Here is a 23,784-nt window from a genome sequence, read left to right on the forward strand (position 1 = left end):
TTGGAATGGGCAAGTTTTCTTTCAATCATAAAGTAACGTATGTTATTTTCAATGAGTACGAGTTGTGCGGGTGATGAAAGTGAAAAGAATAGCCAGTAAGCCAAGAATGAGCGTAATACTTACCCAACTTGTAGGTTGGCTGATGACCATTGGCCCTAAGATAACGGGAACAATAGCGACACCGATATTAGAAGCCAAGCTGTATCCAGCTGTGTTCAAACCAGCGCTTCCTGCGTTTTCCGCTCGTTTTGCAGCTTCTTCAAGTGTAAGTGTATACCATCCGTTTCCAAAGGCGCCGGCCAAAAAGAAAACGACTGAAAGAAGTCCGCTGTTGTTTTGAACATGGCCTGTCAAAACAAGAGTTATCCATAGTATGCTCAGCCAAGTGAATACAGCCAGTATCACCATCAGTGGTTTGAGACGAGATGTGGTTTCTCCAAGTACTCCAAAAAGTGCCGCACCTACTGCCGAGCCAATAAAGGTTAAGCCTGAGAGCAGTCCCCCCAGTATTTCCGCATGGGCTACATGTAAATGAGCAAGCGCTGCGGAGGTAATACCTCCAATCATGACACTGGTAGACGAAACAACAAAGCCAATAATCCACCAATTTGAATAGGTCAGGCGTACTCGAATGGAAGATGCTCCAGTCTCGGGACGAGGAACGGATCGGACGGCAAAGAACAGCCAGATACCTATCAACGCATTTAGTGCAAATCCAAGCCATAGAGCAGTAGAGAGTCCTAGGTTGGACGATAATAATGCGCTGATACCCATGCCAAGAAAGAGAGCGCCAATGGTTAGACCAGTTCCTGCTTTGAGGCGTCGGACCCCGCTTAAGCGCAATATGGATCCAATCGGAGCGATGAGAAAAGGGTAAGCAAGTGCTGCAACGATTTGAGCCATTAAAAAAAGTGTGTAGTTATGAGCAAAAGCGCGCAATAAGAGTCCTATACTAGAAAGAAGAATGGCTAAAGTCAAAACAGGAGCAGGCCCACTTTTGGCTGTCCATACACCCGCCGGAATGGAGCCAACCACCATAGCGTATCCATACATGGAAATAAAAAGTAAAACTGCGGAAATGGAAACATGGAGTTCGCTGGCAAGACCGGGTACAAGTGGGGCCAGCATAAACCAGGCAAAGCCAAGTACAAATGCAAATAGAACGTATGGAATAAGAACTTTTTGTCCTGAATTCATCTTTTTTCACCGCCTTTCTACTCGGTTGAGAAATTCCTTCATTTTTTTCTCATAAGATAGTAGGTCTTCATTCATTGGAGAGTGAGAGCAACCTGAGAATATATGGAATTCCGAATTCGGAGTCATAGCCGCATAAGTTCCTGTGGAGGCAGGAGACGCTTCATCCCATTCTCCGCAAGTAAAAAGGGTCGGCATGGACAATGTGGACAGAATATCCGTACGATCAAAGCCTTTTAAAGTTCCAGTTGCATAAAATTCTGTCGGTCCCCACATAGTTTCGTATACTTCCAGACCAAATGCCGCGCTGGCTTCTGCAGCTTCTTCTTTTGTTCGATCCGTTTGCCGGACATGCCGTTTCTCATAAAATTTGGTAGCGTTTCGATATTCTTCTGTATCGTAATTTCCAGTCCGTTCCCCCTCACGAAGTGCTTCCTGAATATGCGGGGGCAAAAGGCTGCGGTAATGTTCAGCATCTTCCAGCCATCTAGCCGCTGAAAGACATGGACCTGAGAAAATGCAACTAAGAATACCTTCGGGCTGTTCCTTGAGATATTCTGCTAAGAGCATGGTTCCCCAGGAATGGCCAAGAATGTGCAACTCTTGCAGATGGAGTTCCTTGCGTAGAATCTTTAGTTCATCAACAAACCGTTCAATTCTCCACAAGTTTTTTTGCTGAGGGCGGTCTGATTGTCCACAACCTAACTGATCGTAGACCACGACCAGTCGTTCTTCTGATATCCGTTCGGCAAATGGACGAAATCCAAGATGAGAGCTGCCAGGACCGCCATGCAAAATCAATAAGGGAACCGTATTTTCTGGTCCCCACATTCGATACCAAACTCTTCCGCCTTCTACTTGTACCCATCCGCTATTATCCATAGTAGACTCCTTTCCGTACGCAACTCTACAATCTGTTTGTTCGACGAGTATTCATGGACAAATCAGTCTTCACGAATCGGTGGTTTTGAGAGAAGTTTAGCATGTTTCTCTGACGCATGGTGATTAAAGTCACTGTAAAGAGTATCATTAGTGTCCAGAACATTTGCGTATGCATAAAAAACAGTGAAGGCCAGTCTCGGGTTAAAGTATTTAATAAAAAGGTAGTGGGCAATGAGAGAAGAACGGCACTTGACCAGCCGCCTATCGCTGCTATTTTATATTTTTTCTGGGAGACTACCAGAATTAGAGCAGGCAGGGCAAAAATAAGATGCATTTCTTCAATGAGTGGCGAGAAAAGCAACGGCGTCAGGCTGGAAAGTGCAAAATGGCTAGAATGGCTGACAGGTAACTGGCGAGCAAAATGGACAATCAAAACGGCACTCGTTAGGACAAACAAATAGTAAAATGGGTACAGACTTTGTAGATTTCCGCTCAGCCAATGGTGCTTAGCGAGATCGGCCAATACGCCCAAGATAGATTGGTTGTATGGGGCGGGACCGTTTTTCATGCTATTTTGACCAAAGGTAACAAATTCACCAACATAGTGTAGAAGCGTGGACCATCCTACGTAATAAGAACTCCAGATGGTCAATAGAAGTGAGAATAACAATGTATAAGCGCCTAGTCTCCATTGTTTTTGTAGCAAAAAGTATAATAATACAGCGGCTGGTGTCACTTTCCAGACAATAGCCAGTGCTAGAAATAGAGCCGCAATCCAAGTTTTTTTTCGATAGTAATGAAAATAGAAGGCAAGCGCTAGACAGGTTAACAATATACTGTTGACATTGCCAGCAGCAATATCAATTTGGACAGGTGTCAATAAGAAACTAGCGGCAATCCAAAAGAACAGATTGGGCCAGCGAAGATGCGGAAGCATCATTTTGAGCGTTAGATATACGGCAAGACAGTAAGAAAGAATGGAAATGACGATCCAGATACGGGCTGACCAAATCCAAGGAAGATGCCCCATGAATGCCCAAAATACAGCAAATTGTGGTGGATAGACGTATTGATTGTGGATGTTATACGGAAATCCATGCTGAATAGCAAATTGTTGTTCAGAAGCGATTTGGTAAAGTTTTGGCCATTGGTGAGCCGGATGATGCAAAATGGCCTGAAAAGCTGTGTAAAAAAAGGCATAGTCGTAATGTACCAGTCGGCTAACTGACATACCCTTCCATTCAAGCCAAGTGGAAAGGATGAGCAGGACAAAAATAAATGTATAGAATCCGGTCTTTAGGAAAGACCTCGTCGCTGGTGGACGATAAGATAGTTGGTATTGTATAAGATTATGCAGTTTCAATAGAATTTTCATCCTTCCCTAACATTCCCCGGCAACTAGATCTGTTTTTTTCACAGGAGCTTGAACCAGTATAAAGAATGATCAGGGACTGACGGTTAAAAAGTTTTCACTGATTCTTGATGAACTTGTGAAGGATTCACTCCTCATCTACGAGATAGGGCTATTCGCTTAATGGCATGTTCTCCAATGATTGTGTTGAGGGTAAGTTTTTTACAGTGAATTGATGGCGTAGAATATAGCCGATAAGAGTGGTCAGGAGCAAAAGCAAACCTGTCACCCAGAAGACGCTATGTACGCTGTAGGCCCCTGCCAGAGCTCCTCCAACCAGCGGCCCTAACATGGTACCCACTTGATTCGCTGTCTGGTTCAGACTAAAAGCGCGACCACGAAAATCTACGGCTGTTGATTTGACAACCAATCCATTGAGCGCCGGATAGACAGCGCAGAAAAAAGCTCCATATATAAAACGAACCACAGAAAAACCCCAGATATTATGAAATGGAATCTGTGCCAAGTTTCCTAATGCACCACCTAGTAATCCAATCCAAAGGATTTTCAAAAAACCTGTCTTTTCTGACCATCTTCCCCATCTGGGGGCAAAAACAACACTGGCGATACCGGTCAATGAGAAGACAATTCCAGCTAGTAAAGAGGCGTTTTTGACGGAACCGCCAATTTGCACAATGTAAAGCGGCAGAACAGGCTCAATGGTCATAATAGAAAAGGATGTAAGAACAGTCAGAAGCATAACCAGAACCAACGGTCGATTACGCATAGCGAGACCAACCGACTGGAAAGTGGATTGTTTATCTTTGGCGGGAGTAAAGCTGGTCTCATGAACCCAAAAAATGACAAGCAGTGTAGATAGCAGAACCATGATACCAGCGCTTGCAAAAGCAATGCGATTGTTAAAAATCCGAGCTATGGCGCCGCCCAATAATGGACCAAGAATGCCTCCTGTTGAAGAAGCAGTAGAAATCATGGCCAACGAATAACCTACTTTGTGCTCAGGAGTACTCGTTCCCACCAGAGCGATTGCTCCGGGAATATATCCGGACAGAAGCCCCATTAGCACGCGTAAGACAAGCAATTCATAGGGATTCTGAACAAATGACATCAGAACATAGAGAACGGCCAATGAAATGCCAGCACGAACAATCATGGGCTTTCTTCCATAGCGATCGGCCAAAGTACCCCAAAATGGAGCAGAAAGTGCTCCGGCAAAAAAAGCAGCGCTATAGAGCATGCCAGACCACAGTTCAGTATGGTGATGGACTCCAATTTGTAGCAAGAAAAGTGGAAGAAACGGAATGACCATGGAGTAACTGGCTGAAGTGACCAAGCAACCAATCCAAAGCAATAGAAGGTTGCGTTGCCAACTTTCCATATATCTCAATTTTTGCATGAACAGCGCCTCTTTTATGTAAGGAATGTCTGGATTGAGGGTTTGTGCTTATCTTACCCTTTCGGCATTCGAAAGAAAAGATGATTTACATTGACTGCGCTTTCATTGAAAGTTATCATCATTTTAAAGATGAAACGTTATTTCATATATGAAACTAATATGAGAGCTTTATTCAATGGGGAGGCTTAACGAATGGATTTTCAACTTTCTGAGGATTTAATCTTAATGAGGGAGACCGTAAGAGATTTTGTTCGTCATGAAGTAGAACCGTATGCAATGCAGATTGAAGAAGAGGACAAGGTACCGGACAGCATATTGGAAAAAACCAAGCGAATGGGGCTCTTTGGACTGAGTATTCCCGAAGAATACGGCGGGATGGGCCTGAGTATGCTTGGGAAATGTGCGGTATTTGAAGAATTGGGTGCCACCATCAACGGTTTTACCACAATTATTGGCGCTCATAACGGCATCGGTTCAGTGGGCATTGTTGAATTTGGCAACGAGCAACAAAAGCAGCGTTATTTGCCTCGCATGGCGAGTGGGGAGTGGCTTGGAGCGTTTGCGTTGACTGAACCCCAAGCTGGTTCCAATGCAGCAGCGATTCGAACACGAGCTGTCAAAAAAGGTGATCGTTATGTGATCAATGGCCAGAAAATATACATCACCAATGCTCCTTATGCGCAGGTATTTACCGTTATGGCTGTTACCGATCCGGAAAAAGGCGCCAAAGGTATTACCTCTTTCATTGTGGAACGAAGTTTTCCCGGGTTTCAGGTAGGCAGTGTAGAAAAGAAAATGGGTTTGCATGGTTCTCATACAGCACAAATCTATTTTGAAGATATGGAAGTTCCTGAAGAAAATGTTTTGGGACATGAAGGAGAAGGGTATATTAACGCACTTAAAATTTTGGCCAACGGACGTGCTGGATTGGCAGCTCGCTGTCTTGGTTCATGCCAGTACCTGTTAGATAGAAGTGTGGCCTACGCTCATGAGCGCCATCAGTTTGGGAAACCAATTTTTGAACAGCAAATTATTCAGCATTATTTAGCTGACATGGCTACACAAATTGAAACACTTAGATGGATGACCTATCGAGTAGCTTGGATGGCTGATCAAGGACAAAATGTAGTTAAAGAAGCTGCGATGTTAAAGTTGTATGGATCAGAAGTGTACAATCGGGTGGCCGATTTGGCGGTTCAAATTCACGGTGGAATTGGTTATATTGCGGAATATCCGATTGAACGTTTTTATCGTGACGCTCGTATTACGCGCATTTACGAAGGGACGTCAGAAATTCAGAAAAATATTATTGCTAGTGAACTACATAAAGCATATCAAAAACAGAACGATTGAGAGGAGAATCGTTGAGTGGAAAATGTTTGGCTAGTAGGTTATGTGCGTACACCCATAGGAAGACAAGGTGGAGCGCTGAGCCGTGTTCGTCCAGATGATCTCGCTGCTCATGTCATCGCAGGCGTATTGCAAAAAAGTGGTGTTTCACCTGAAGAGGTGGAAGAAGTTTTCTTTGGCTGCGCCAATCAGGCGGGGGAAGATAATCGAAATGTTGCTCGTATGGCCGGATTGTTAGCTGGGTTACCAGAAACGGTACCTGGCGTAACAGTCAATCGGCTGTGTGCTTCTGGACTTGAGGCGTTTATTCAGGCGGCACGAGCCATTCAATTGGGAGACTTGGATGTAGCGATTGCGGGTGGTGTCGAGTCGATGACGCGAGCGCCTCTGGTTCTGCCTAAACCAGATATGGAATTTGTACGTGGCAATCAAACGCTTTGGGATACAACTTTAGGGTGGCGTATGGCCAATCCTCGTTTCCCTTATCCAACTGAGAGTATGGGTGAGACTGCAGAGAATGTAGCCGAAAAATATGGCATCTCTCGTGAGGAACAGGATCAGTTTGCTTTGGAGAGTCAATCCAAAGCGAAAAAAGCGCAAGATCATGGTGTTTTTGCAGAAGAAATTTTACCAGTTACGGTAAGACAGGGTAAAGAAACTTGGGTTGTGGATACAGATGAACATCCAAGGCCGCAGACGACGCTAGAAAGTTTAAGTAAACTTAAACCCGCTTTTCGTGAGGGAGGAACAGTTACCGCTGGCAATGCATCAGGGATTAACGATGGAGCGGCAGCGCTTTTACTTGTATCTGAGCGGCGTGGCAGGGAATTGGGATTGCGCCCGATAGTGCGCTATGTAGTAGCTGCTTCTGCTGGCGTAAGTCCAAGATATATGGGGATAGGTCCAGTGCCGGCAACAGAAAAGGCGCTCAAAAAGGCTGGATTGAAAGTTGAGGATTTAGACAAAATTGAGCTCAATGAGGCGTTTGCAGCTCAGTCATTAGCTTGCATCCAACAATTAAATTTACCACCGGAGCGTGTCAATGTGCATGGTGGTGCAATTGCACTTGGCCATCCACTAGGTTGTTCAGGGGCGCGTCTCGTAGGTACGTTGGCTATGGAGTTGTCAAGAACGGGAGGGCGATATGGCTTAGCAACATTGTGTGTAGGTGTTGGTCAGGGACTGGCTGCCATTGTGGAGAGACCGGAATAGTGATGGATAGAGAGGAAATGAAATCGGTTGAGAATACTGAAAACTTAGCAACGACGGATGTAGCCTATGAGGTGCCATCTGTTGCACTTGCCATGTCTATCTTAAAATTGCTTAGCCGATATAAGACACAATCTTGTACACTGACAGAAATCTCCAAACGTACCCATGCAAGTAAAACAACTTGTTTGCGCGTTTTGCGAACTCTGGCGCGGGGAGATTTTATCCGTTACGACAAGGTATCGCGCTGCTATAGTCTTGGAGCTTATTTAATTCCGCTAGGCAATCGCGCGTCGCAAATGGTCAGTGGCGTTTCAGAAGTCATGTTGGAATTGCCACGTTTGGCAGAAAAAGTTGGCGAGACAGTGATGCTTCTTGAACGTCTTCCAGAAGATGCTGTCATTGTCTTGGCCAAAGCTGCACCGTCTAGCGAGGTGGCTCGCGCAGATGTGTCGATAGGCCAATTATTTGCTGGGCTTGGTGGAGCATTTGGTCGCTGTTTTCTAGCCTATGATGCACCGTCAGCCTGGCGTAAACATTGGATGAAAATGACTGCTACTGGCGATCGCGTTGCAAAAATGTGGTCCTCGCAGGAGACTTTTTATGAGGCTCTGGAAACAACCAGACGTGTAGGTGCCGCAGTTTCTCATGGTGAAATGGCTGCAGGTTTTTCATCCGTGGCGGTGCCTCTGTTCGCTTCGGATGGCAGTGTAGCGCTTGTGCTTGCTGTACTTCTCTTAACGAGTCAATATCAAGAAGAACGAGGCAAAGCCATGATTCGAATTTTGCAACAGACGGCGGAACGATGGCGAGGCTTGTTTTAAGTAAGATAGAGTGAAGCAACTTTAACGGATCTCTCGTTGATCAACTGTCCATACTGAAAGATTTGGTAGGGCAAAGATATTTAATGTTGAGAGATAAGCTCCTTGATAAGGAGAGATGAAACTTGGAAAAACGAACTGAATTGCTGCGCGTGCATCCTGGTGCGCGTGCGGTTGTTCTCATTGTTCATGGCATGGGAGAGTATGCGGAACGTTACGGTTGGCTCGTTGACCAGTTATATCATGCACAATATACCGTTTGGGTGGGCGATTTGCCGGGACATGGGGGATTTGGCATTCTTGGTCACTTAGAAGATTTCAGAGAATATTTACTTGTCTTGGAAAACGATTTACTGCGCTTGCAGGCACAATTTCCCAAATCACCTATTGTCCTTTTCGGTCACAGCATGGGTGGTTTGATCGTTCTTCGCTATTTGCAAGAATTACAGAAACCAACTGCCTTAAGTGCTGTCACGCTCAGTTCTCCTGCTCTGGATGTGGCCATTCCGATTTCCAAATCGACTTTACGCCTAGCTGGAGTGCTCAGTTCTACCATGCCCCGCCTGCGTTTATCGACACGTATTCAAGCTAAGGATGTCACTCGCAATTTAGAAATTCAGCATGCTTACACCAACGAACAGAGAGTGTTGAAAAAAGCAAGCGTTCGTTTTCTCCATGAGTTTTTTAAGGCAATGGATACCTGTAGAAGGAAGGATATAAAGCTAGAGATTCCAGTTCTCTGGATGCAGGCAGGCGCCGATCGCGTTGTTTCTGTTATAGCCAGCCGCGCTGGCTTTGAGCGGTTGCAGGCGGCTGACAAGACTTATCGCGAGTACCCTGACTGTTACCATGAGTTGTTTAATGAACCGAATCGTATGGAAATTTTTCACGACTGGCTTCGTTGGCTGGAAGAGCATATACCAGGAGCTCAAATCCATAGAGAGACTTATCCTTCGCCGTTACCTTCCTAATGCGTTTCTAGTGATTGGACAATGTGTGCCAACAGTTTTGGGAGCGTCTCAAAAGTATAGACTGCGTCAACAGATTCATCGGGACGATGAGCGCCAACACCGCTTGTACCTATCATAAATGTGGCAGTCTGTAAGGTCGTCCCTGGTGAAGCGTAGGATTGGGCAGGAAAATTCTTTGCAAACGTTTCATCCTCCCAGTCTGGGGACTGACTGAGAAAACTAAGATCGGAAATATAAGGAAAGTAAGTGCGGCAAAAGTAAGGGATTTTTGTTTCTCTAGAAAACTGTTCCACAATCGGCCAGAATCGATTTTGCATCAAGGAAGGCGTATTGACTCTGGGAATCAGTCCGTTGGCAAAATAGACAACGATGAGCGGTCCCTTAAAATTTCCACGTTGAATCAAAAAATCTACCATCATTCGACAACGCTCCCGCAATTCTACACTGAGAGTCAACGATTCACTGTAACGTAGGGCATCTGAGCGAACTTCTTCAGAGGCGTGATTCCAAATGTTTTCATAAGTATAGACGGGTATTTTTTCTGGGAGTACTTGACTGGCTTGCAAGGAATGTAAATGTAGTATAGTGCTATTCATTTCTTCCTCGATTAGCTCAGAGATTCGTTTGAGTTGCTCGGAGGGCGAACGAGTCATATGAAAAAGATTGTAATAAGCGCTAGCTGAGATGGCTGTTTGTACGTCGTAGAATGGTTTGTCGTCTCGCTGGTAAAGGGAAACAGGTAATGGGCAACGTTCGTTTTCTGTAGCATCTACTAAGTCTGAACAATAAACCAATTTTTGAGTAATCCTGGATAAGAGATAATTCGGATCAATTCCATGTTCTGGTTCAGCGGCATGGCTTGGCAGACCGCGTACATACACAGCAGGGAGCAATTTGCCAATACTTCCTGCATAAATGGGATACGGGTCTCCAACTTTGGGTTGTTCAGTATAATCTGTATTTAAGACCCATTGTAAATGAATGTTGTGATTGGTTGTATAGTCCTCTAACCAACGACTTAAAGTTTTGGCTCCTCGTGATCCGACTTCTTCGTCAGGTGTAGCTGCAAAAAACAAGTGCATATCTATGGATGCTTCCACCATTTTTTCAAAAACAGTACAAGCTGCTGCTACACCTGATTTCATGTCCAAAATTCCTCGCCCAAACAAGAATCTTCCACTCGAGGCACGTTTGGCTGCCGCTTCTCCAAGTGCACCTGATTTTGCAAGTTCTGTCAATTCCAACGGACGATGAGCAAGGGATTCGAAAGGACCGTAGTCACTTGTGCCAACTGTATCGGTGTGACCAAAAAGTAGCAACCCCTGTTTACCCGTACCGCTATAGTGGGCAATCAGTGTAGGACGGAAAAGCGGATCGTCCATACTGGGAATTAGAAATAGTTTTACCTTGCCTTTTTGTACTGCAGGCAGCCGTTTCAACCGATGATATAAAAATTCAATAATTGCTGTTTCGCCAGAGCTTCCGTTCACGGAGGGAATGGCGGTCAAATCGAGAGTTAATTTTCTGGTCAATGTAGATAATTCGGTCATCCCTTTTCACATCTCCTATGAGAATGAACTCCATTGTTAATATGTGTTTTCATTGTAACAGGATTAAATTGTTGTATATGAAGTGTTGTTAAGGAAAGGCTGAAGTTTGGTTGAGAGTTGGAAAAATGATAAACTTTATTTTGGTAAGTGAGTGGCTGGATATCAGGAGGAATGAAATATGAAAACACGCAAATTAGGCAATCAGGGCCTCGAAGTGTCTGAGCTTGGTCTTGGCTGTATGGGTATGTCGGATTTTTACAGTGGTAGAGATGAGGCTGAGTCCATTCGCACCTTGGAATTGTCTCTTGAGTTGGGTATCAATTTTTGGGATACAGCAGACATGTATGGTGTAGGTCAAAATGAGGAACTATTGGCAAAAGTATTAAAAACTCGACGTCAAGAGGTTGTATTAGCTACTAAATTTGGCAATGTAAGAAGCAAGGAGGGTGCTTTTCTTGGTGTTAACGGGCGTCCTGAGTATGTGAAGGAAGCGTGTGACGCTAGTCTCCGAAGGCTTGGAGTAGAGACCATCGATCTCTATTATCAACATCGAGTCGATCCTGATACGCCGATTGAAGAGACGGTAGGTGCCATGGCGGATTTAGTCAAGGCAGGGAAAGTTCGTTTTCTCGGGTTGTCTGAGGCGTCTGCCGCAACGTTACGTCGTGCTCAAGCCGTGCATCCCATTTCGGCATTGCAGACAGAGTATTCTCTTTGGAGTCGAGATGTTGAAGATGAGATACTTCCCGTTTGTCGCGAGTTAGGGATTGGTTTTGTAGCCTACAGCCCGCTTGGCCGGGGATTCTTGACAGGGCGATTCAAAACGTACGAAGATTTGCCGAAAGATGATTACCGTCGAAATTCACCACGATTTCAGGGAGAAAACTTCCAAAAAAATTTGGATTTGGTTCACAAAATAGAATTACTCGCTCAACAAAAAGGTTGCACGCCCTCTCAACTGGCGTTAGCTTGGCTGTTGTCACGCGGAGACGATATTGTTCCTATTCCGGGAACGAAGCGTCAGGAGTATCTGCGTGAAAATGTGGCTGCAATAAACATCCAGCTTACTCCAGCGGAATTAGAAGAGATTGAACGCATTGCGCCACAAGGAGTCGCAGCCGGTGAACGTTATCCAAGCGCAACAATGAAGAGTGTGAATCGATGAAATCATCGGATGCAAATCGGATATCTTCAGAAGCTAAAGTGTATATTGATAGACTTGGCATGGTGCCTCATCCAGAGGGCGGATTTTACAAAGAAATATACCAACCTGAGCTCTGGATTGAGGCTGGGCATTGGTCAATACCCGTTCAGGGGCGTAGAAGATCGGCGACTAGTATCTATTTTTTGTTGCCATCTGGTGATGTTTCTCGATTCCATCGATTAAACGCGGATGAAATGTGGTACTTTCATGCAGGCAGTCCTGTTTGTATTGTAACTATTGATTCAGATGGAAAACGTATTGACCATCACCTTGGGCTCGATATTCAGGCAGGCCAATTCCCACAGATATTGGTGCCAAGGGGAACAATTTTTGGTGCCTATGTTATGGACGAAAATCCAAATGCTTTTGCTCTGGTGGGATGTATGGTTACACCTGGTTTTGATTTTCAGGATTTTCAATTGTTGGGTCACATTGAATTGTTGAAAAATTTTCCTTACCACCGCGATATTATTGAAAAACTCGGTGGTTAAATCATGAGGCCGACCTCGATGCTTTACGACGAGATCGGCCTCATAGCTTTGCTTATTGTATTTTTCTTGACTCGTGCTCACGCAGGACTTCTTGTATCAGAGTGGCACCTTGTGATAATGCGGCCCCTCCTCCAAATGCTGCACATACTGCAATGGTTTCTACTAATTGATCAGGGGTTGCGCCGGTTTTCAAGGCGGCATCAGCGTGATACATAATGCAATATTCGTCTTGAATTTGCATAGCTAACCCTAGAGCTATGAGATGTTTGATAGGTTCTGGGATAGTTCCGGCGGTAAAACAAGCGCTTGTAAAGGCCATATATTGTTTCCCAATATTAGGCAGTTGTTTGCGGAACCAACCGACTCCCGATTTAAAATCTTCAATCGAAGCTTGTACGTAACCATTTGATTCTAATTGTTCGCTATTATACAAAGCTGATACCTCCTGAGTTTTCCAGATAATTGATACTCTTCCCGTAGTGATGATGTTTTACACATCTGATTGATTAGCCCAAATATAAAGAGATACAAAATGATGATGCAAATGAAAGATGAACAGCCATAGATTTTATTTTACAAAGCATTATCGACGGTCGGTAGGTTTATCTATATAATGCGATTAGAATCTCGATGAAAGCGAGGTGACAGGTGTTGGATGCCGAATTAAGAGAATTTCTCGTTGGTATGGAACAGCGAATAGAATATCGGTTTGATGAGATAGATAGACGACTCGATAAAGTAGAGGCTCGGTTGGAAAATGTAGAAGCTCGGTTGGAGAATGTAGAAGCTCGGTTGGAGAATGTAGAGGCTCGGTTGGAAAATGTAGAAGCTCGGTTGGAAAATGTAGAAGCTCGGTTGGAGAATGTAGAAGCTCGGTTGGAGAATTTGGAATCCAGAATGGATACTGCGGAAACCAGGATAGACCATCAGGGAAATCGTATTGACGAGTTGATAGACATTTGCTTAGCGTTGCGTCATGGACAAGAGATAATGAGTGCTCAAATACATTCTTTGAATGAACGCTTTGATAAAGTAGAGAGGTCTATGGATTTTTTTGCTGGTCGAATTGGAATTATGGAGAAAGACATATATATTCTAAAGCATGCTAATTAAACTAAAATCATGGTTTGAATTTATCTAAAATTTACTTAATTATCTCAAGTGATTTTGGATTTTAACAAAGCAATCAGCTTATATGAGATAGTCCACCCCCGCATCGATAATGGATTCAAACCCATGTAAAATAGTAAAAACCCGGCATAAAAGGGAAATTTTGTCAGTCATACTAATTTTCCTCTACTTTTGAGATGAATTGCTGAATAGCTGAGAAATAGGATTCTGCATCATCCTACATTGCCAAATGGCTACCATTTTCACAAATATGTGATTGTGCATTTGGCATGCGCCGGGCCATTTCTATTAAATCATTCGGATTCATAGTATCGTAACGAGCACCTATTACTAGACATGGTGTGTGGATATGAGCGAGATCTTCCCAACGGTTCCAATCCTTAAAATTTCCGGTAATTACAAATTCATTAGGTCCCTGCATGGTATTGTAAACTTGGTTGTTCATGAGAGCAAATCCATGCTGAACATCACTGGGCCAGGGATCCAGGCGGCATAGGTGTTTACGGTAAAGGGATTTGAATAATAAATCCTGGTATTCCGGGGCATCATATTCACCCTTATTTTCGTAGTATTCAAGATTTTTTTGTACTTCTATGGGCAATTGTTTGCGTAGTATGTGGATATAATCCATATACGCAGGCTGTCGAGAAAGTTTCGACAGCCATTCTTTATGTCTCTTTTATTCTAAATATATGTATTTATGTTATAATATTCATAACCAATGTTGGGTGGTGATGACGTGTACCAGTCAAAAGACGGTCGTCAGTTGGAGTTCGAGTTTGTATCTATTGAAGAACTTGTCCCTGAGGACCATCTTCTTCGGAAGATTGATCGTTACATCGATTTCTCGTTCATTCCAGAGAAGGTCCGTCCTTATTACTCCGAAGACAACGGACGACCTGCGGTGGATCCGGTTGTACTCTTCAAAATGATCTTTCTGGGGTACCTTTACGGCATCCGTTCTGAGCGCCAGTTGGAACAAGAAGTGAAGACGAACGTTGCGTACCGTTGGTTCCTGGGATTAAAACTTACTGACCGGGTTCCGGACCATACCACCCTGTCATGGAATCGGTGTATTCGCTTTGCAGGCACCGGCATCTTTCAAGACATCTTTGACGAAATCGTTCTCCAAGGTATGAAGCACCGACTCATTTCTGGACGAGTCCTGATGACAGACTCCACACACATTAAAGCTAATGCAAATAAGCACAAGTTCGAGCGGAAAGTCGTTGAGGAAAAAGTAAAAGGCTATCTTGCTGAACTTGACCTTGCCATCGCTGCAGATCGGAGCGCTCACCAAAAAAAGTCCTTAAGCCCCAGGAAGGAGGTGTCCAAGGAGCGCGAAGTAAAGGTCAGCCTCACAGATGCGGACAGTGGATATATGTACCGCGAAGGCAAGCCGGAAGGATTTTACTATCTCGACCACAGAACCGTTGATGCGAAGTACAACTTGATTACAGATGTGCATATCACGCCAGGCAATATCCATGATTCAATTCCATACGTAGGGCGACTTGAAAGACAAATTGAACGTTTTGGTTTCAATGTTGAAGCCGTGGCGCTCGACTCTGGTTACCTAACAAATCCGATATGTAACGAATTAACTGAACGTGGTATCTTCGCAGTGATTGGTCACCGCCGATTTCATCCCACAAAGGGTTTAATGCCCAAATGGAAGTTCCGATACGATAAGAAAACGGATTCGTACCTATGTCCAGAGAAACACCCACTTACTTACCGAACGACAACTCGTGAAGGCTACAGGGAGTACAAATCCGACCCAGAAATTTGCAAGGCATGTTCCATTCTGACTCAGTGTACACGCTCCCGCAACAAGCAAAAAGTTTTGGTACGACACGTTTGGGAGGATAGCAAAGAGAGGGTCCGAGAGAACCGATTAAGTAAATCTGGGAAACGCCTATACCGACTCCGAAAGCAAACCATTGAGCGAAGTTTTGCAGATGCGAAACAACTTCATGGATACAGATACGCGAGGTTCCGAGGCAGGGACAAGGTGCTCGAACAGGCACTGATGACCGCTGCCTGTCAGAACATGAAAAAAATCGCTCTTCACCTAGCAAAACGAGCTAGATGAAGAGCGATTCACATTTCCCATTGATACAAACCTGTGTAAATCGAACTACAAAGATATTGCTTGAATTGAAAAAGACCACTCGCAGTGGTCTTTCTCGACAGCCTGAGTATATGGATATAATCCATATACGATTGAATGCTGGCTACCATGTTGGATATGATGAGTCCCTTGAGGTGATGGCCGTGATGCAAAGCATATTCAATAGCCAAAAATCCACCCCAAGACTGACCGCATAAGTAAAAATGATCTAGACCGAGAGCTGTTCTTACCTCTTCGACTTCTTCGCAAAATCTCTCTACATTCCAAAGTGAGATATCATCTGGTTGATCGGAACAATAAGAACCGAGTTGGTCATAAAAATAAATTTCTATGCCTGCAGGCGGGAGGTAATTTTCAAAAATTTTCATATATGTATGTGTTGAACCGGGTCCTCCATGTAGTAAAAGCATTTTGATGGGACTCTCTCCAACTCTGCGTGTCCATACATGATATCCGTTAGAAAGTTGGATAATTTTAGATGATGCGTATCGTGACATGTTCTTGCTCCTTTCATGTGTAAACAAAATTCATTTTTGGATTGAGAATCAAGAAGCACGTATATAGTGTTTATACTCTTATTTTAAGCTAAGGAGAGATTAAATGTTTAAAATTTTATAAAAATTATTACAAAAAGTGATATATGTAAGTATATATAACAAATGTGTATGGATAAACGAAGGAAATCAGAACTAAAAGAAATAAATAGCTTAAAATTGTTAGTTTATCTAACAAATACAGATGACAGGTTGATATCATTTCCCCTAAACTAAAGATAAACATTGAATAAATAGCCATTTTTATATGCGAACGTTTGAAAAAGGGTGTTCATGATGATGGAGACAAAAGTATTTCAGACGGTGGTTCTCTCGCATACGGATGAGGCGCAAAATCAGCTCCTGCTACGCATGTTGCAGGAGCGTGTGGCCAAATCAGAAATTCGAATTGTAGATGTGAAACGCTTAAAAAAAGAACTAGTTATTACCTATCGCGTGTTACAACCATAACTCGATATCGGGAATTTTCATGGCAAGTTAGGAAGAAATTGTATTGGTAGTTTTTCTACACCAAAAAAGAAATTATGTTGGATAGGGGTTAGTCCATGTCCAGGTATTAAGTGAATACTTTCCATTGTCTTGTTAAATTTAGGAAGAACAATGCTGGCTAACTGACGTACAAGAAAGGAAGCTAAACAAGCATGAATGCCACTTCCGAATGAAAGGTGAGGATTGGGTTGGCGTTTCGGCTGAAACTTCTCACCTTGTTCAAAAACTTCGTCGTCACGATTGGCGGAACCTATCCAGACAACGACTCTGGCTCCACGAAGAATGCTAAGTCTATTGATTTGTACATCATGGATGGCGTAACGTGTGGTAGCCAACATGGGAGGATAATAACGCAATAATTCTTCAATCATGGTTCCTAGAATTTGTGGTTCTTGGCGCAGCATTTCTTGCAAATAGGGCTCTTCAACCCAGCGACGCATGACGTTTCCCAAAAACAGGGTCGCGCTTTGTAGACCGGCAGTCAACATAAGCAAACAGAATTCTGTCGCTTCATTGATGTTCAATGCTTCGCTTTGAGTGTCATGAGTAACGAGCATTGTCAACAAATCATCTTGAGGTTTGCCAAGTCGATCCTTAAGTTGAGATTGGAAATAATCTAAAGTATCTTTGCGTGCTTGATTCTGGATCATGCGAATTTCATTAATTTTTGCAGCGTCTATATCCCAATGCGGATTTGCGTGTAATTGTTTTGCCCAACGTCTGATATTTGGCCAGTCTGATTCAGGAATACCCAGTAATCGAGCGATCACCATGAAAGGTAAAGGTTCGGCGATATCGTGAATAAATTCCATTTCTCCACGTGGTACAGTATGAAGAAGCAAGGTGTCTACACTGGACTCTAATTGAGATAAGCGTGTTTCTAAAAATTGAGGATTCAAGATTTTTTCGATACGAGATCGTAACTGTGTATGCGTTGGCGGATCTTTTGAAATTAAACTAACCATCAAGGGTACTTGTTGATCGGGACGAAGAGAAGAAAAATTTTCGTTGTCTGTCAATATTCTTTTGACATCCTGATAACGGAAAATATCCCAAGCTTCTCTGGCGTTGTCATATCGAACGGCGTTGATTTCCCTCATTCGTTGAAAAAAAGGAAATGGGTTGATACGAGCTTCTTGACTTGATAGTCCGTTCACTGGTTGTAATCCTAACGGTCTTTGCAAAATATCTGTAGACATCTTGTATCGTCTCCCTTGATTTAGATATGGGTCGTGTGATGTGAATTCTGAGGAATCATTGGCCCCAAGTTCCACTTTAGTTTGCGAACCATTTCTAAGTTCATACAAACCGTTCTCAAATAATTGCGTCCCCAAAGACGTGTAGCACCATGCATATTGCTCTAGAAGAAGGGACATGATAAGTGGCGTAAGGGACGGTGATGAGTGATGATAAAAGATATCACTTCCAACAGCGCGAAAACTTCGAGTTGAGGGTGTGGTAGCTAAAAAATCACTAGTGCAGGACCTTACAACATGATGTAGCGGCCCCTCTGTCCATAGACAGACGGGGTCGCTACTCCTGTTTCATCCTTTTATGCGCATGTCTTGGCTCTACGTTAGCGTGGTAAGAATGAAATCCTTAGGATACACTGGAAACATATTTTTCAGTTGTCCATGTGGTATACATCCAATGGAACTGGCTAAATGAAAATGGAACAGCGGATTGATCCGCTATTGAGAGGGGATGCCAAAAATGATTCGACTTGACAAAACTCCAGTTGAAAAATGGGTGACCAACACTCAGCTGACACAATTCATGTCGATTGGTGAACTGGCACACAAACAGTTGTGGGATATGAATGTACATAAGGGCAGCAAAGGTTGGTTACATTGGCCAGCAGAAGATCATCAACGATTGATGCAACAAATGGAAGCTATCGCCCAACGCTTTCGAGCCATATCCGATGTTACAGTGGTCATCGGCATTGGTGGTAGCTATTTAGGAGCGCGGGCCGCTTTATCCATGATGCAATCCAATTTTGCAAGTGAAGCTGATCAAATGCGTGTACTTTTTGCAGGGAACCAGCTCAGTGAATCGTATATTGGAGATTTGCTTTCTATATTAGATGAGCATGAGGTTACCGTGGTTGTTATTTCTAAGTCAGGAGGAACATTGGAACCGTCCGCCGCTTTTCATACTTTGCGAGATTATCTGGAGAAAAGATATGGTAAAGGAGCAGCTGAGCGCATATGTGCCGTAACAGATCCGGAGAGTGGCACATTACGTCAGTTTGCGGGCGATCGCGGTTATGTGACATTGCCGATTCCAAGGGATATTGGTGGACGTTACTCCGTACTTACGGCAGTGGGTTTATTACCCATGATGATTGCAGGTCTGCCAGTAAATGAAGTCATGGCAGGGGCGGCAGATGCGTATGATGAGCTTCGCCAGCAGACGATTCTTGAGAATCCTGCTTATGTATATGCTATGATCCGGCATTTCCTGTATCTCCAGGGCTTTGCCGCAGAAGCGCTTGTGACTTATGAACCGCAGGCAGCACATTTTGCTGGCTGGTGGCAGCAACTATTCGGTGAAAGTCAAGGCAAAGATGGGATAGGACTTTTCCCAACGATGCTGCAATATACGACGGATTTACACTCTATGGGCCAATATGTCCAGGATGCGCGAAAAATGTTGTTGGAGACCGTATTAGATGTTCATTTTACAGATACGGCGCATTCTATTACACTTCCAGGAGAACTGGATGAAAAGAGTAACTATATGTCTGGTAAGTCATTTTCTGAACTACAACAGGTAGCTGTAGCTTCTGTTATTAAAGCACATACAGATGCAGGTGTTCCCAATCTGTTGTTGCATGCGGAGGGTAATCGACCAAGATTGTTTGGAGAGTTGGTATATTTCTTTGAAATAGCCTGCTCATATGGTGGATATTTACTTGGCATCAATGGTTTTGATCAGCCAGGAGTTGAAGCTTATAAGCAAGAAATGCGTCGTCGTTTAGTATAATAATGTTCCGTAAACATTATTTTGGGAGAATGGGGTAGCTGAATGAGCGAGCAAGTTGTCCTCGGAGTGGATGTTGGGGGAACCAATGTAAAGGCGGCTATAGTATCGGTATCAGGCGAAGTGATGGCAGCCGTCAGCTATCCGACTGATGCGGAAGATGGACCTGAACGTTTTGTACAACGTTTATACGAGCAGTTTATCAAGTTGTTGCAAAAATCGGGATGCCAACTAACAGATGTTTTGTCAGTCGGCGTGGGGTTGGCTGGATTTCTTGATGTGGAGCATGGATATATAGAAGAAGCCGTCAATTTACATTGGCGGAATGTAGCTATTGTTCAGTTGCTTTCTGAATCACTTCATCTGCCTATTTACCTTGACAATGATGCCAATATAGCTGCATTGGGCGAAGCGTGGCAAGGGGCAGGGCAAAACGCAAAGAGCGTTTTGTGTGTAACTCTAGGTACGGGTGTCGGCGGCGGTATCGTATTAGATGGACAAATTTATCGAGGTGTCTCTACTATGGCTGGAGAAATTGGCCATATTACCGTAAAGCCGGGCGGACCTTTGTGTAACTGCGGGCGCCATGGTTGTTTAGAGACGCTTGCCTCTGCTACAGCTCTGGTGAACATGGGAGTGGCGCATGGGCTACATTCACCTTCAGGTGGCACGGCGAACGCTGAAGAAATCTTTGCTTTGGCAAAGGCAGGTCATCGTGATGCTCAGCAAGTCATTCAAGAACTGGTGAATTGGCTCGGCGTAGGGCTTGGAATCGCAGCCAATTTGCTCAATCCTGATAAAATTGTGATTGCAGGAGGTTTGGTGAATGCAGGAGATGCGCTTATGGATCCTCTGCGGGCATCTTTTGCGGCGAATGCGTTGCAACGTGTCTATCGTTCTTGCGAGTTACTACCCGCCACACTCGGTTCACGCGCTGGAATGCTAGGGGCAGCACGTCTAGCCATTCAGGGAGCGGCTTTAGAGAATTCGGTTTTGTAAGGAAAACTAAAAGGTCTGAGATTAGAATCGAGATCGAAAAAATGATTACAGAAGCGCAAAAGGAAGGCAGCCTATCCACTCTGGGATAAGCTGCCTTTCCTGTGGCAAAAGCCCATTAAAAATAACTTTGTACACGATGATAGACTTCTTCAGGTGATAGACCGTCAGCAGAAATAATGGGGATGTTCTGGGTGACGCTTTGCATACCCATCAGGTTCTTGTCGCAACCGTTGACCACCATGACTGCAGCATCTTGGGCTTTGCTGTCACTGGTTTTTGCGTCAATGACCTGACAGCCTTGCGCACTGAGGTACTGTTTCACGGGAGTCAATCCTTGTTCCACAGCCACTTTTTTCATGTGCACCCTCCTCATCGACCACATTCTTTCCAAAAGTCACGTCTTCATCGTGACAACCCCAGTTTGCCTTACTTAAAGAGGATTATGCGCTCTTTTTTAGGTACTATCTCTGGCGGCCCTTCTTGTTGTAGAATAATCAGGACTCGGCTAATGACGGGGGGCGCTTATATGAAACACGAACATTGGGAGTTTGATTCTGAATGTCCACGTTGTGGAAAAATAAACCACGTGTCGGCTCCAGTAGGTGAACATGTGGTGCGCGTTCATTGTCAGCATTGTACGCACGGTTATGAGTATACGCATATTGTGCGAGAGCACACTGTGGTAGAAGATGAAGAGGAAGAAGCATAAATGTAGCATCAAGTTATTCAAAATGAACTGGATTGCAAATTGGGAATAGGATGAACGGGCGGTTGTTTAGGCAAACCGCCCGCATTCGTTTTCATGTAGCTTCACGCTTTACGAGAGGTCACCTGGTACACGGCAAACTTTAAATAGTTGCCCTCCGGTAGGGCAGCTAAATATGGATGATCCGGTCCTGCACCACGAAACTCTATTTGCCGGAGGATTTTATGAGCATCTGTAGCAGCCTCAAGTACCACTTGTTGGAAAACATCGGAGGATACATGGTAAGAGCAACTGCAAGTCAAGAGAAATCCACCTTCTCTCAGCAGTCGCATGCCACGCAAATTGATTTCCTTATAACCGCGAAGCGCCCCGTTCACTGCTTGCCTGGATTTTGCAAAAGCGGGGGGATCGAGCAAAACTACGTCAAATTCTTGGCCATCCTGTTCTAGTTTGCGCAGAAAGTCAAACGCATTGGCCTCCACAAGTTCTGCGCGCTCTGCCCAGCCATTAAGAGTAAGATTTCTTCTGGCGGCTTCAAGAGCATGATGGGAGATGTCAACTGCCGTCACATGGCTGGCACCATATGCCAGTGCATGAACGGTAAAAGCTCCGGTATGACAAAAACAATCAAGCATACGCGCACCTTGTGGCGCGAAATCAGACGGTTGAACGTAGGGGCGGATAGCCCGGCGATTCTCGCGTTGATCGAAGAAATGACCCGTCTTCTGACCGCCAAGTACGTCAACTTCCAATCTCAGTCCATTTTCTAAGATTTCAACAGGTCCCTCCAAATGGCCATAAGCCATTTGATTTTCCAACGAGAGCCCCTCTAATCGCCTTACACCCGCATCATTGCGCCAAACAATTGCGCGGGGTTGACAAACATTTTGTAAAGCAGACAAAATCAAATCTCGCCTCAAATCCATTCCGGCTGTCAGTAGCTGTACAGTAAGAACGTCCTTATAAACGTCTACAATTAAACCTGGAAGGCCGTCTGCCTCTCCATAAACTAAACGATACCCTTCGCTGTCATCGCGAAGCAATTGTTGGCGAAGCTGTTTGGCTCTCAGCAAACGTTTTATGAAATACTCTTCGTCAATGACTTCTTGAGGATTGTAACTCAGTACTCTGGCGAAGATTTGTGATTGGGGATTGACATAAGCAGCGGCTAAAAAAACACCCTGATGATTGTATACATGAGCATATTTACCAGGATATGGTTCGCCTTCCCATTTTTCAACTTCTGAACGAAATATCCATGGATTTCCTGCCTCCAATCGCTTTCGCCGATCTCTACGCAGAAATAGTTTTAATCCGACATTCAATCTTTTCACGCTCCGTATGAAGAATATGTTTCATGCTCTCATGTTTGGCCCGCAAACGCAAACCATTCACCAAACTCCTCCAGCATGGATAACGATTGCTCGAGGATACTATGGACAAAGAATGTGTTTTTCTGTGGGGACTGTACAGGACTTCTAAACGAGGAGGAATTCATTTGAGCACTGAGGAGCATCATACGACTTTGTCCGATCTCGGTTTTCATTTTCGCGCAGAGGATTTGCCAATTATCAACAGCTATACAGGGGATTGGTCAGTTGTTCCGGAAGGACATCCGGCTAACAACTATTGGGCCGTAGATATCACAGGCAAAGGACATCCGATTCCTGGACATGGCAGTCCTCAGCAGGTGTTGGAAGAAGCCGTGGAACGAGGGTGGCCCATAGCCTATGTCGCACCTTACGGTCACTATGTTGAGGGTAAGGATGACGGTATTCAACTGCACGATTGGATTGTGGAGGGTAGGCAAAAGCAACGGCAGAAAAGATAAATTTGTCATCAAGAGTGTTTGATATGTAATAATTAGTATCTATTAACATCATTCTCTAGTCCACGAACTCCGCAAATCATTGTACAATATCCTCAAGAATGGGGACGGGTGTAGTCTTATTTATGCATCGGTCGAACCAAACCAAGGGAGCTTAGCAATGGTTTCGATGCTTCAGTTGCAAGTTACAGATCCGGGCACCTATTGGACGGAGCGCGAGCGCCGTCTTCTCGAGGTGCTCCTTTTACGTGTTTGTGCGCATGTCAATTATCGTGTACTGGGCGTACCTCTGCGTATTCGCCCCGCCAAAATTGATGCTATCCATCTCTTGTTGAACTATGAGCTATGGTTTGAGAGAATGTTATTGGATGAAGAAATTATACGATTTGAGGAAGAGCTTGCGCGCGATCTCGATCAGACATTGGAGATGTGTGAAATTCAACATATTTCTGTATTGCTCAAGGCTCAAACCGGATCGTCCACAGCCTGAGGCGGAGAACGTAAGTCAAGGCTAGGAG

Annotated in this window: 25 protein-coding genes; 14 read left to right on the top strand and 11 right to left on the bottom strand. The window is 44.3% G+C overall.

Annotated features, from left to right (window positions below):
• Positions 1-48 precede the first annotated feature (48 nt).
• The 4 genes from ACOJUR_RS01550 to ACOJUR_RS01565 all read right to left on the bottom strand — a co-directional run bounded on the left by ACOJUR_RS01550 (position 49) and on the right by ACOJUR_RS01565 (position 4,826).
• A complete protein-coding gene (locus tag ACOJUR_RS01550) occupies positions 49-1,197 on the bottom strand; it encodes an MFS transporter (protein ID WP_420949084.1) in 1,149 nt (382 codons plus the stop codon).
• A gap of 6 nt (positions 1,198-1,203) precedes the next feature.
• Positions 1,204-2,076 (bottom strand): proline iminopeptidase-family hydrolase, encoded by an 873-nt coding sequence (locus ACOJUR_RS01555; protein WP_203114914.1) that lies wholly within the window; start codon positions 2,074-2,076, stop codon positions 1,204-1,206.
• Positions 2,077-2,101: 25 nt separating this feature from the next.
• Positions 2,102-3,451, bottom strand: coding sequence for a glycosyltransferase family 87 protein (locus ACOJUR_RS01560; RefSeq protein WP_420949085.1), 1,350 nt, complete (start codon positions 3,449-3,451; stop codon positions 2,102-2,104).
• Positions 3,452-3,599: 148 nt separating this feature from the next.
• Positions 3,600-4,826: an MFS transporter gene (locus ACOJUR_RS01565; RefSeq protein ID WP_072873736.1), complete on the bottom strand. Its 1,227-nt coding sequence runs from the start codon at positions 4,824-4,826 to the stop codon at positions 3,600-3,602.
• A gap of 210 nt (positions 4,827-5,036) precedes the next feature.
• Here ACOJUR_RS01565 and ACOJUR_RS01570 point away from each other — a divergent pair, with 210 nt between their 5' ends.
• The 4 genes from ACOJUR_RS01570 (at position 5,037) to ACOJUR_RS01585 (ending at position 9,195) form a co-directional block, all read left to right on the top strand.
• On the top strand, positions 5,037-6,197 hold the full coding sequence (locus tag ACOJUR_RS01570) for an acyl-CoA dehydrogenase family protein (protein WP_306954985.1): 1,161 nt from the start codon (positions 5,037-5,039) through the stop codon (positions 6,195-6,197).
• Positions 6,198-6,212: 15 nt separating this feature from the next.
• Positions 6,213-7,406, top strand: a complete 1,194-nt coding sequence (locus ACOJUR_RS01575; protein ID WP_420949086.1) for a thiolase family protein — start codon at positions 6,213-6,215, stop codon at positions 7,404-7,406.
• Positions 7,407-7,408: 2 nt separating this feature from the next.
• Positions 7,409-8,227, top strand: coding sequence for an IclR family transcriptional regulator (locus ACOJUR_RS01580; protein ID WP_420950485.1), 819 nt, complete (start codon positions 7,409-7,411; stop codon positions 8,225-8,227).
• A 122-nt stretch (positions 8,228-8,349) separates the two neighbouring features.
• Positions 8,350-9,195 (top strand): alpha/beta hydrolase, encoded by an 846-nt coding sequence (locus tag ACOJUR_RS01585; RefSeq protein ID WP_420949087.1) that lies wholly within the window; start codon positions 8,350-8,352, stop codon positions 9,193-9,195.
• Here ACOJUR_RS01585 and ACOJUR_RS01590 read toward each other — a convergent pair.
• On the bottom strand, positions 9,192-10,745 hold the full coding sequence (locus tag ACOJUR_RS01590) for a M20/M25/M40 family metallo-hydrolase (RefSeq protein ID WP_420949088.1): 1,554 nt from the start codon (positions 10,743-10,745) through the stop codon (positions 9,192-9,194). The two genes, ACOJUR_RS01585 and ACOJUR_RS01590, sit on opposite strands and share 4 nt — an antisense overlap.
• A 178-nt stretch (positions 10,746-10,923) precedes the next feature.
• On the opposite strand from ACOJUR_RS01590, the gene ACOJUR_RS01595 reads away from it, so the two are divergent.
• Together ACOJUR_RS01595 and ACOJUR_RS01600 are read left to right on the top strand one after the other, a co-directional pair.
• On the top strand, positions 10,924-11,910 hold the full coding sequence (locus tag ACOJUR_RS01595) for an aldo/keto reductase (protein ID WP_420949089.1): 987 nt from the start codon (positions 10,924-10,926) through the stop codon (positions 11,908-11,910).
• Positions 11,907-12,440, top strand: a complete 534-nt coding sequence (locus ACOJUR_RS01600; protein WP_203114919.1) for a cupin domain-containing protein — start codon at positions 11,907-11,909, stop codon at positions 12,438-12,440. The genes ACOJUR_RS01595 and ACOJUR_RS01600 overlap by 4 nt, the downstream gene beginning before the upstream one ends.
• A gap of 52 nt (positions 12,441-12,492) precedes the next feature.
• On the opposite strand, the gene ACOJUR_RS01605 is transcribed toward ACOJUR_RS01600, so the two are convergent.
• Positions 12,493-12,873 (bottom strand): carboxymuconolactone decarboxylase family protein, encoded by a 381-nt coding sequence (locus tag ACOJUR_RS01605; RefSeq protein ID WP_072873697.1) that lies wholly within the window; start codon positions 12,871-12,873, stop codon positions 12,493-12,495.
• A 215-nt stretch (positions 12,874-13,088) separates the two neighbouring features.
• Between ACOJUR_RS01605 and ACOJUR_RS01610 the strand changes: the two genes are divergently transcribed.
• Positions 13,089-13,553: a hypothetical protein gene (locus ACOJUR_RS01610; protein WP_420949090.1), complete on the top strand. Its 465-nt coding sequence runs from the start codon at positions 13,089-13,091 to the stop codon at positions 13,551-13,553.
• A gap of 235 nt (positions 13,554-13,788) precedes the next feature.
• Here the strand turns inward: ACOJUR_RS01610 and ACOJUR_RS01615 are convergent, their stop codons facing one another.
• A complete protein-coding gene (locus ACOJUR_RS01615) occupies positions 13,789-14,202 on the bottom strand; it encodes an alpha/beta hydrolase family protein (RefSeq protein ID WP_420949091.1) in 414 nt (137 codons plus the stop codon).
• A gap of 90 nt (positions 14,203-14,292) precedes the next feature.
• Here ACOJUR_RS01615 and ACOJUR_RS01620 point away from each other — a divergent pair, with 90 nt between their 5' ends.
• Positions 14,293-15,666 carry an IS1182 family transposase gene (locus ACOJUR_RS01620; protein ID WP_420949092.1) on the top strand — a complete coding sequence of 458 codons (1,374 nt, stop codon included), beginning with the start codon at positions 14,293-14,295 and terminating at the stop codon, positions 15,664-15,666.
• Between the two features lie 8 nt (positions 15,667-15,674).
• Here the strand turns inward: ACOJUR_RS01620 and ACOJUR_RS01625 are convergent, their stop codons facing one another.
• Positions 15,675-16,202 (bottom strand): proline iminopeptidase-family hydrolase, encoded by a 528-nt coding sequence (locus ACOJUR_RS01625; protein ID WP_420949093.1) that lies wholly within the window; start codon positions 16,200-16,202, stop codon positions 15,675-15,677.
• 333 nt (positions 16,203-16,535) lie between these two features.
• On the opposite strand from ACOJUR_RS01625, the gene ACOJUR_RS01630 reads away from it, so the two are divergent.
• Complete coding sequence (locus ACOJUR_RS01630) at positions 16,536-16,709, top strand: hypothetical protein (protein ID WP_165611956.1); 174 nt, start codon at positions 16,536-16,538, stop codon at positions 16,707-16,709.
• 17 nt (positions 16,710-16,726) lie between these two features.
• Here ACOJUR_RS01630 and ACOJUR_RS01635 read toward each other — a convergent pair whose 3' ends face one another.
• Positions 16,727-17,947, bottom strand: coding sequence for a cytochrome P450 (locus tag ACOJUR_RS01635; protein WP_072873694.1), 1,221 nt, complete (start codon positions 17,945-17,947; stop codon positions 16,727-16,729).
• 514 nt (positions 17,948-18,461) lie between these two features.
• Between ACOJUR_RS01635 and ACOJUR_RS01640 the strand changes: the two genes are divergently transcribed.
• Positions 18,462-19,736, top strand: coding sequence for a glucose-6-phosphate isomerase (locus ACOJUR_RS01640; RefSeq protein WP_420949094.1), 1,275 nt, complete (start codon positions 18,462-18,464; stop codon positions 19,734-19,736).
• A gap of 42 nt (positions 19,737-19,778) precedes the next feature.
• On the top strand, positions 19,779-20,732 hold the full coding sequence (locus ACOJUR_RS01645; protein WP_420949095.1) for an ROK family protein: 954 nt from the start codon (positions 19,779-19,781) through the stop codon (positions 20,730-20,732).
• A gap of 115 nt (positions 20,733-20,847) precedes the next feature.
• Here the strand turns inward: ACOJUR_RS01645 and ACOJUR_RS01650 are convergent, their stop codons facing one another.
• Positions 20,848-21,090 (bottom strand): YkuS family protein, encoded by a 243-nt coding sequence (locus ACOJUR_RS01650; protein WP_072873691.1) that lies wholly within the window; start codon positions 21,088-21,090, stop codon positions 20,848-20,850.
• A gap of 168 nt (positions 21,091-21,258) precedes the next feature.
• Here ACOJUR_RS01650 and ACOJUR_RS01655 point away from each other — a divergent pair, with 168 nt between their 5' ends.
• Positions 21,259-21,441 carry a hypothetical protein gene (locus ACOJUR_RS01655; RefSeq protein WP_072873690.1) on the top strand — a complete coding sequence of 61 codons (183 nt, stop codon included), beginning with the start codon at positions 21,259-21,261 and terminating at the stop codon, positions 21,439-21,441.
• A 101-nt stretch (positions 21,442-21,542) separates the two neighbouring features.
• On the opposite strand, the gene ACOJUR_RS01660 is transcribed toward ACOJUR_RS01655, so the two are convergent.
• A complete protein-coding gene (locus tag ACOJUR_RS01660; RefSeq protein ID WP_420949096.1) occupies positions 21,543-22,772 on the bottom strand; it encodes a class I SAM-dependent rRNA methyltransferase in 1,230 nt (409 codons plus the stop codon).
• Positions 22,773-22,936: 164 nt separating this feature from the next.
• On the opposite strand from ACOJUR_RS01660, the gene ACOJUR_RS01665 reads away from it, so the two are divergent.
• Positions 22,937-23,269 carry a hypothetical protein gene (locus tag ACOJUR_RS01665; RefSeq protein WP_072873688.1) on the top strand — a complete coding sequence of 111 codons (333 nt, stop codon included), beginning with the start codon at positions 22,937-22,939 and terminating at the stop codon, positions 23,267-23,269.
• A gap of 157 nt (positions 23,270-23,426) precedes the next feature.
• Positions 23,427-23,756, top strand: a complete 330-nt coding sequence (locus ACOJUR_RS01670; RefSeq protein ID WP_072873687.1) for a hypothetical protein — start codon at positions 23,427-23,429, stop codon at positions 23,754-23,756.
• The last annotated feature ends 28 nt before the right edge of the window (positions 23,757-23,784 follow it).

This window comes from Alicyclobacillus tolerans (assembly GCF_048984885.1).
GTDB lineage: Bacteria > Bacillota > Bacilli > Alicyclobacillales > Alicyclobacillaceae > Alicyclobacillus_I > Alicyclobacillus_I tolerans.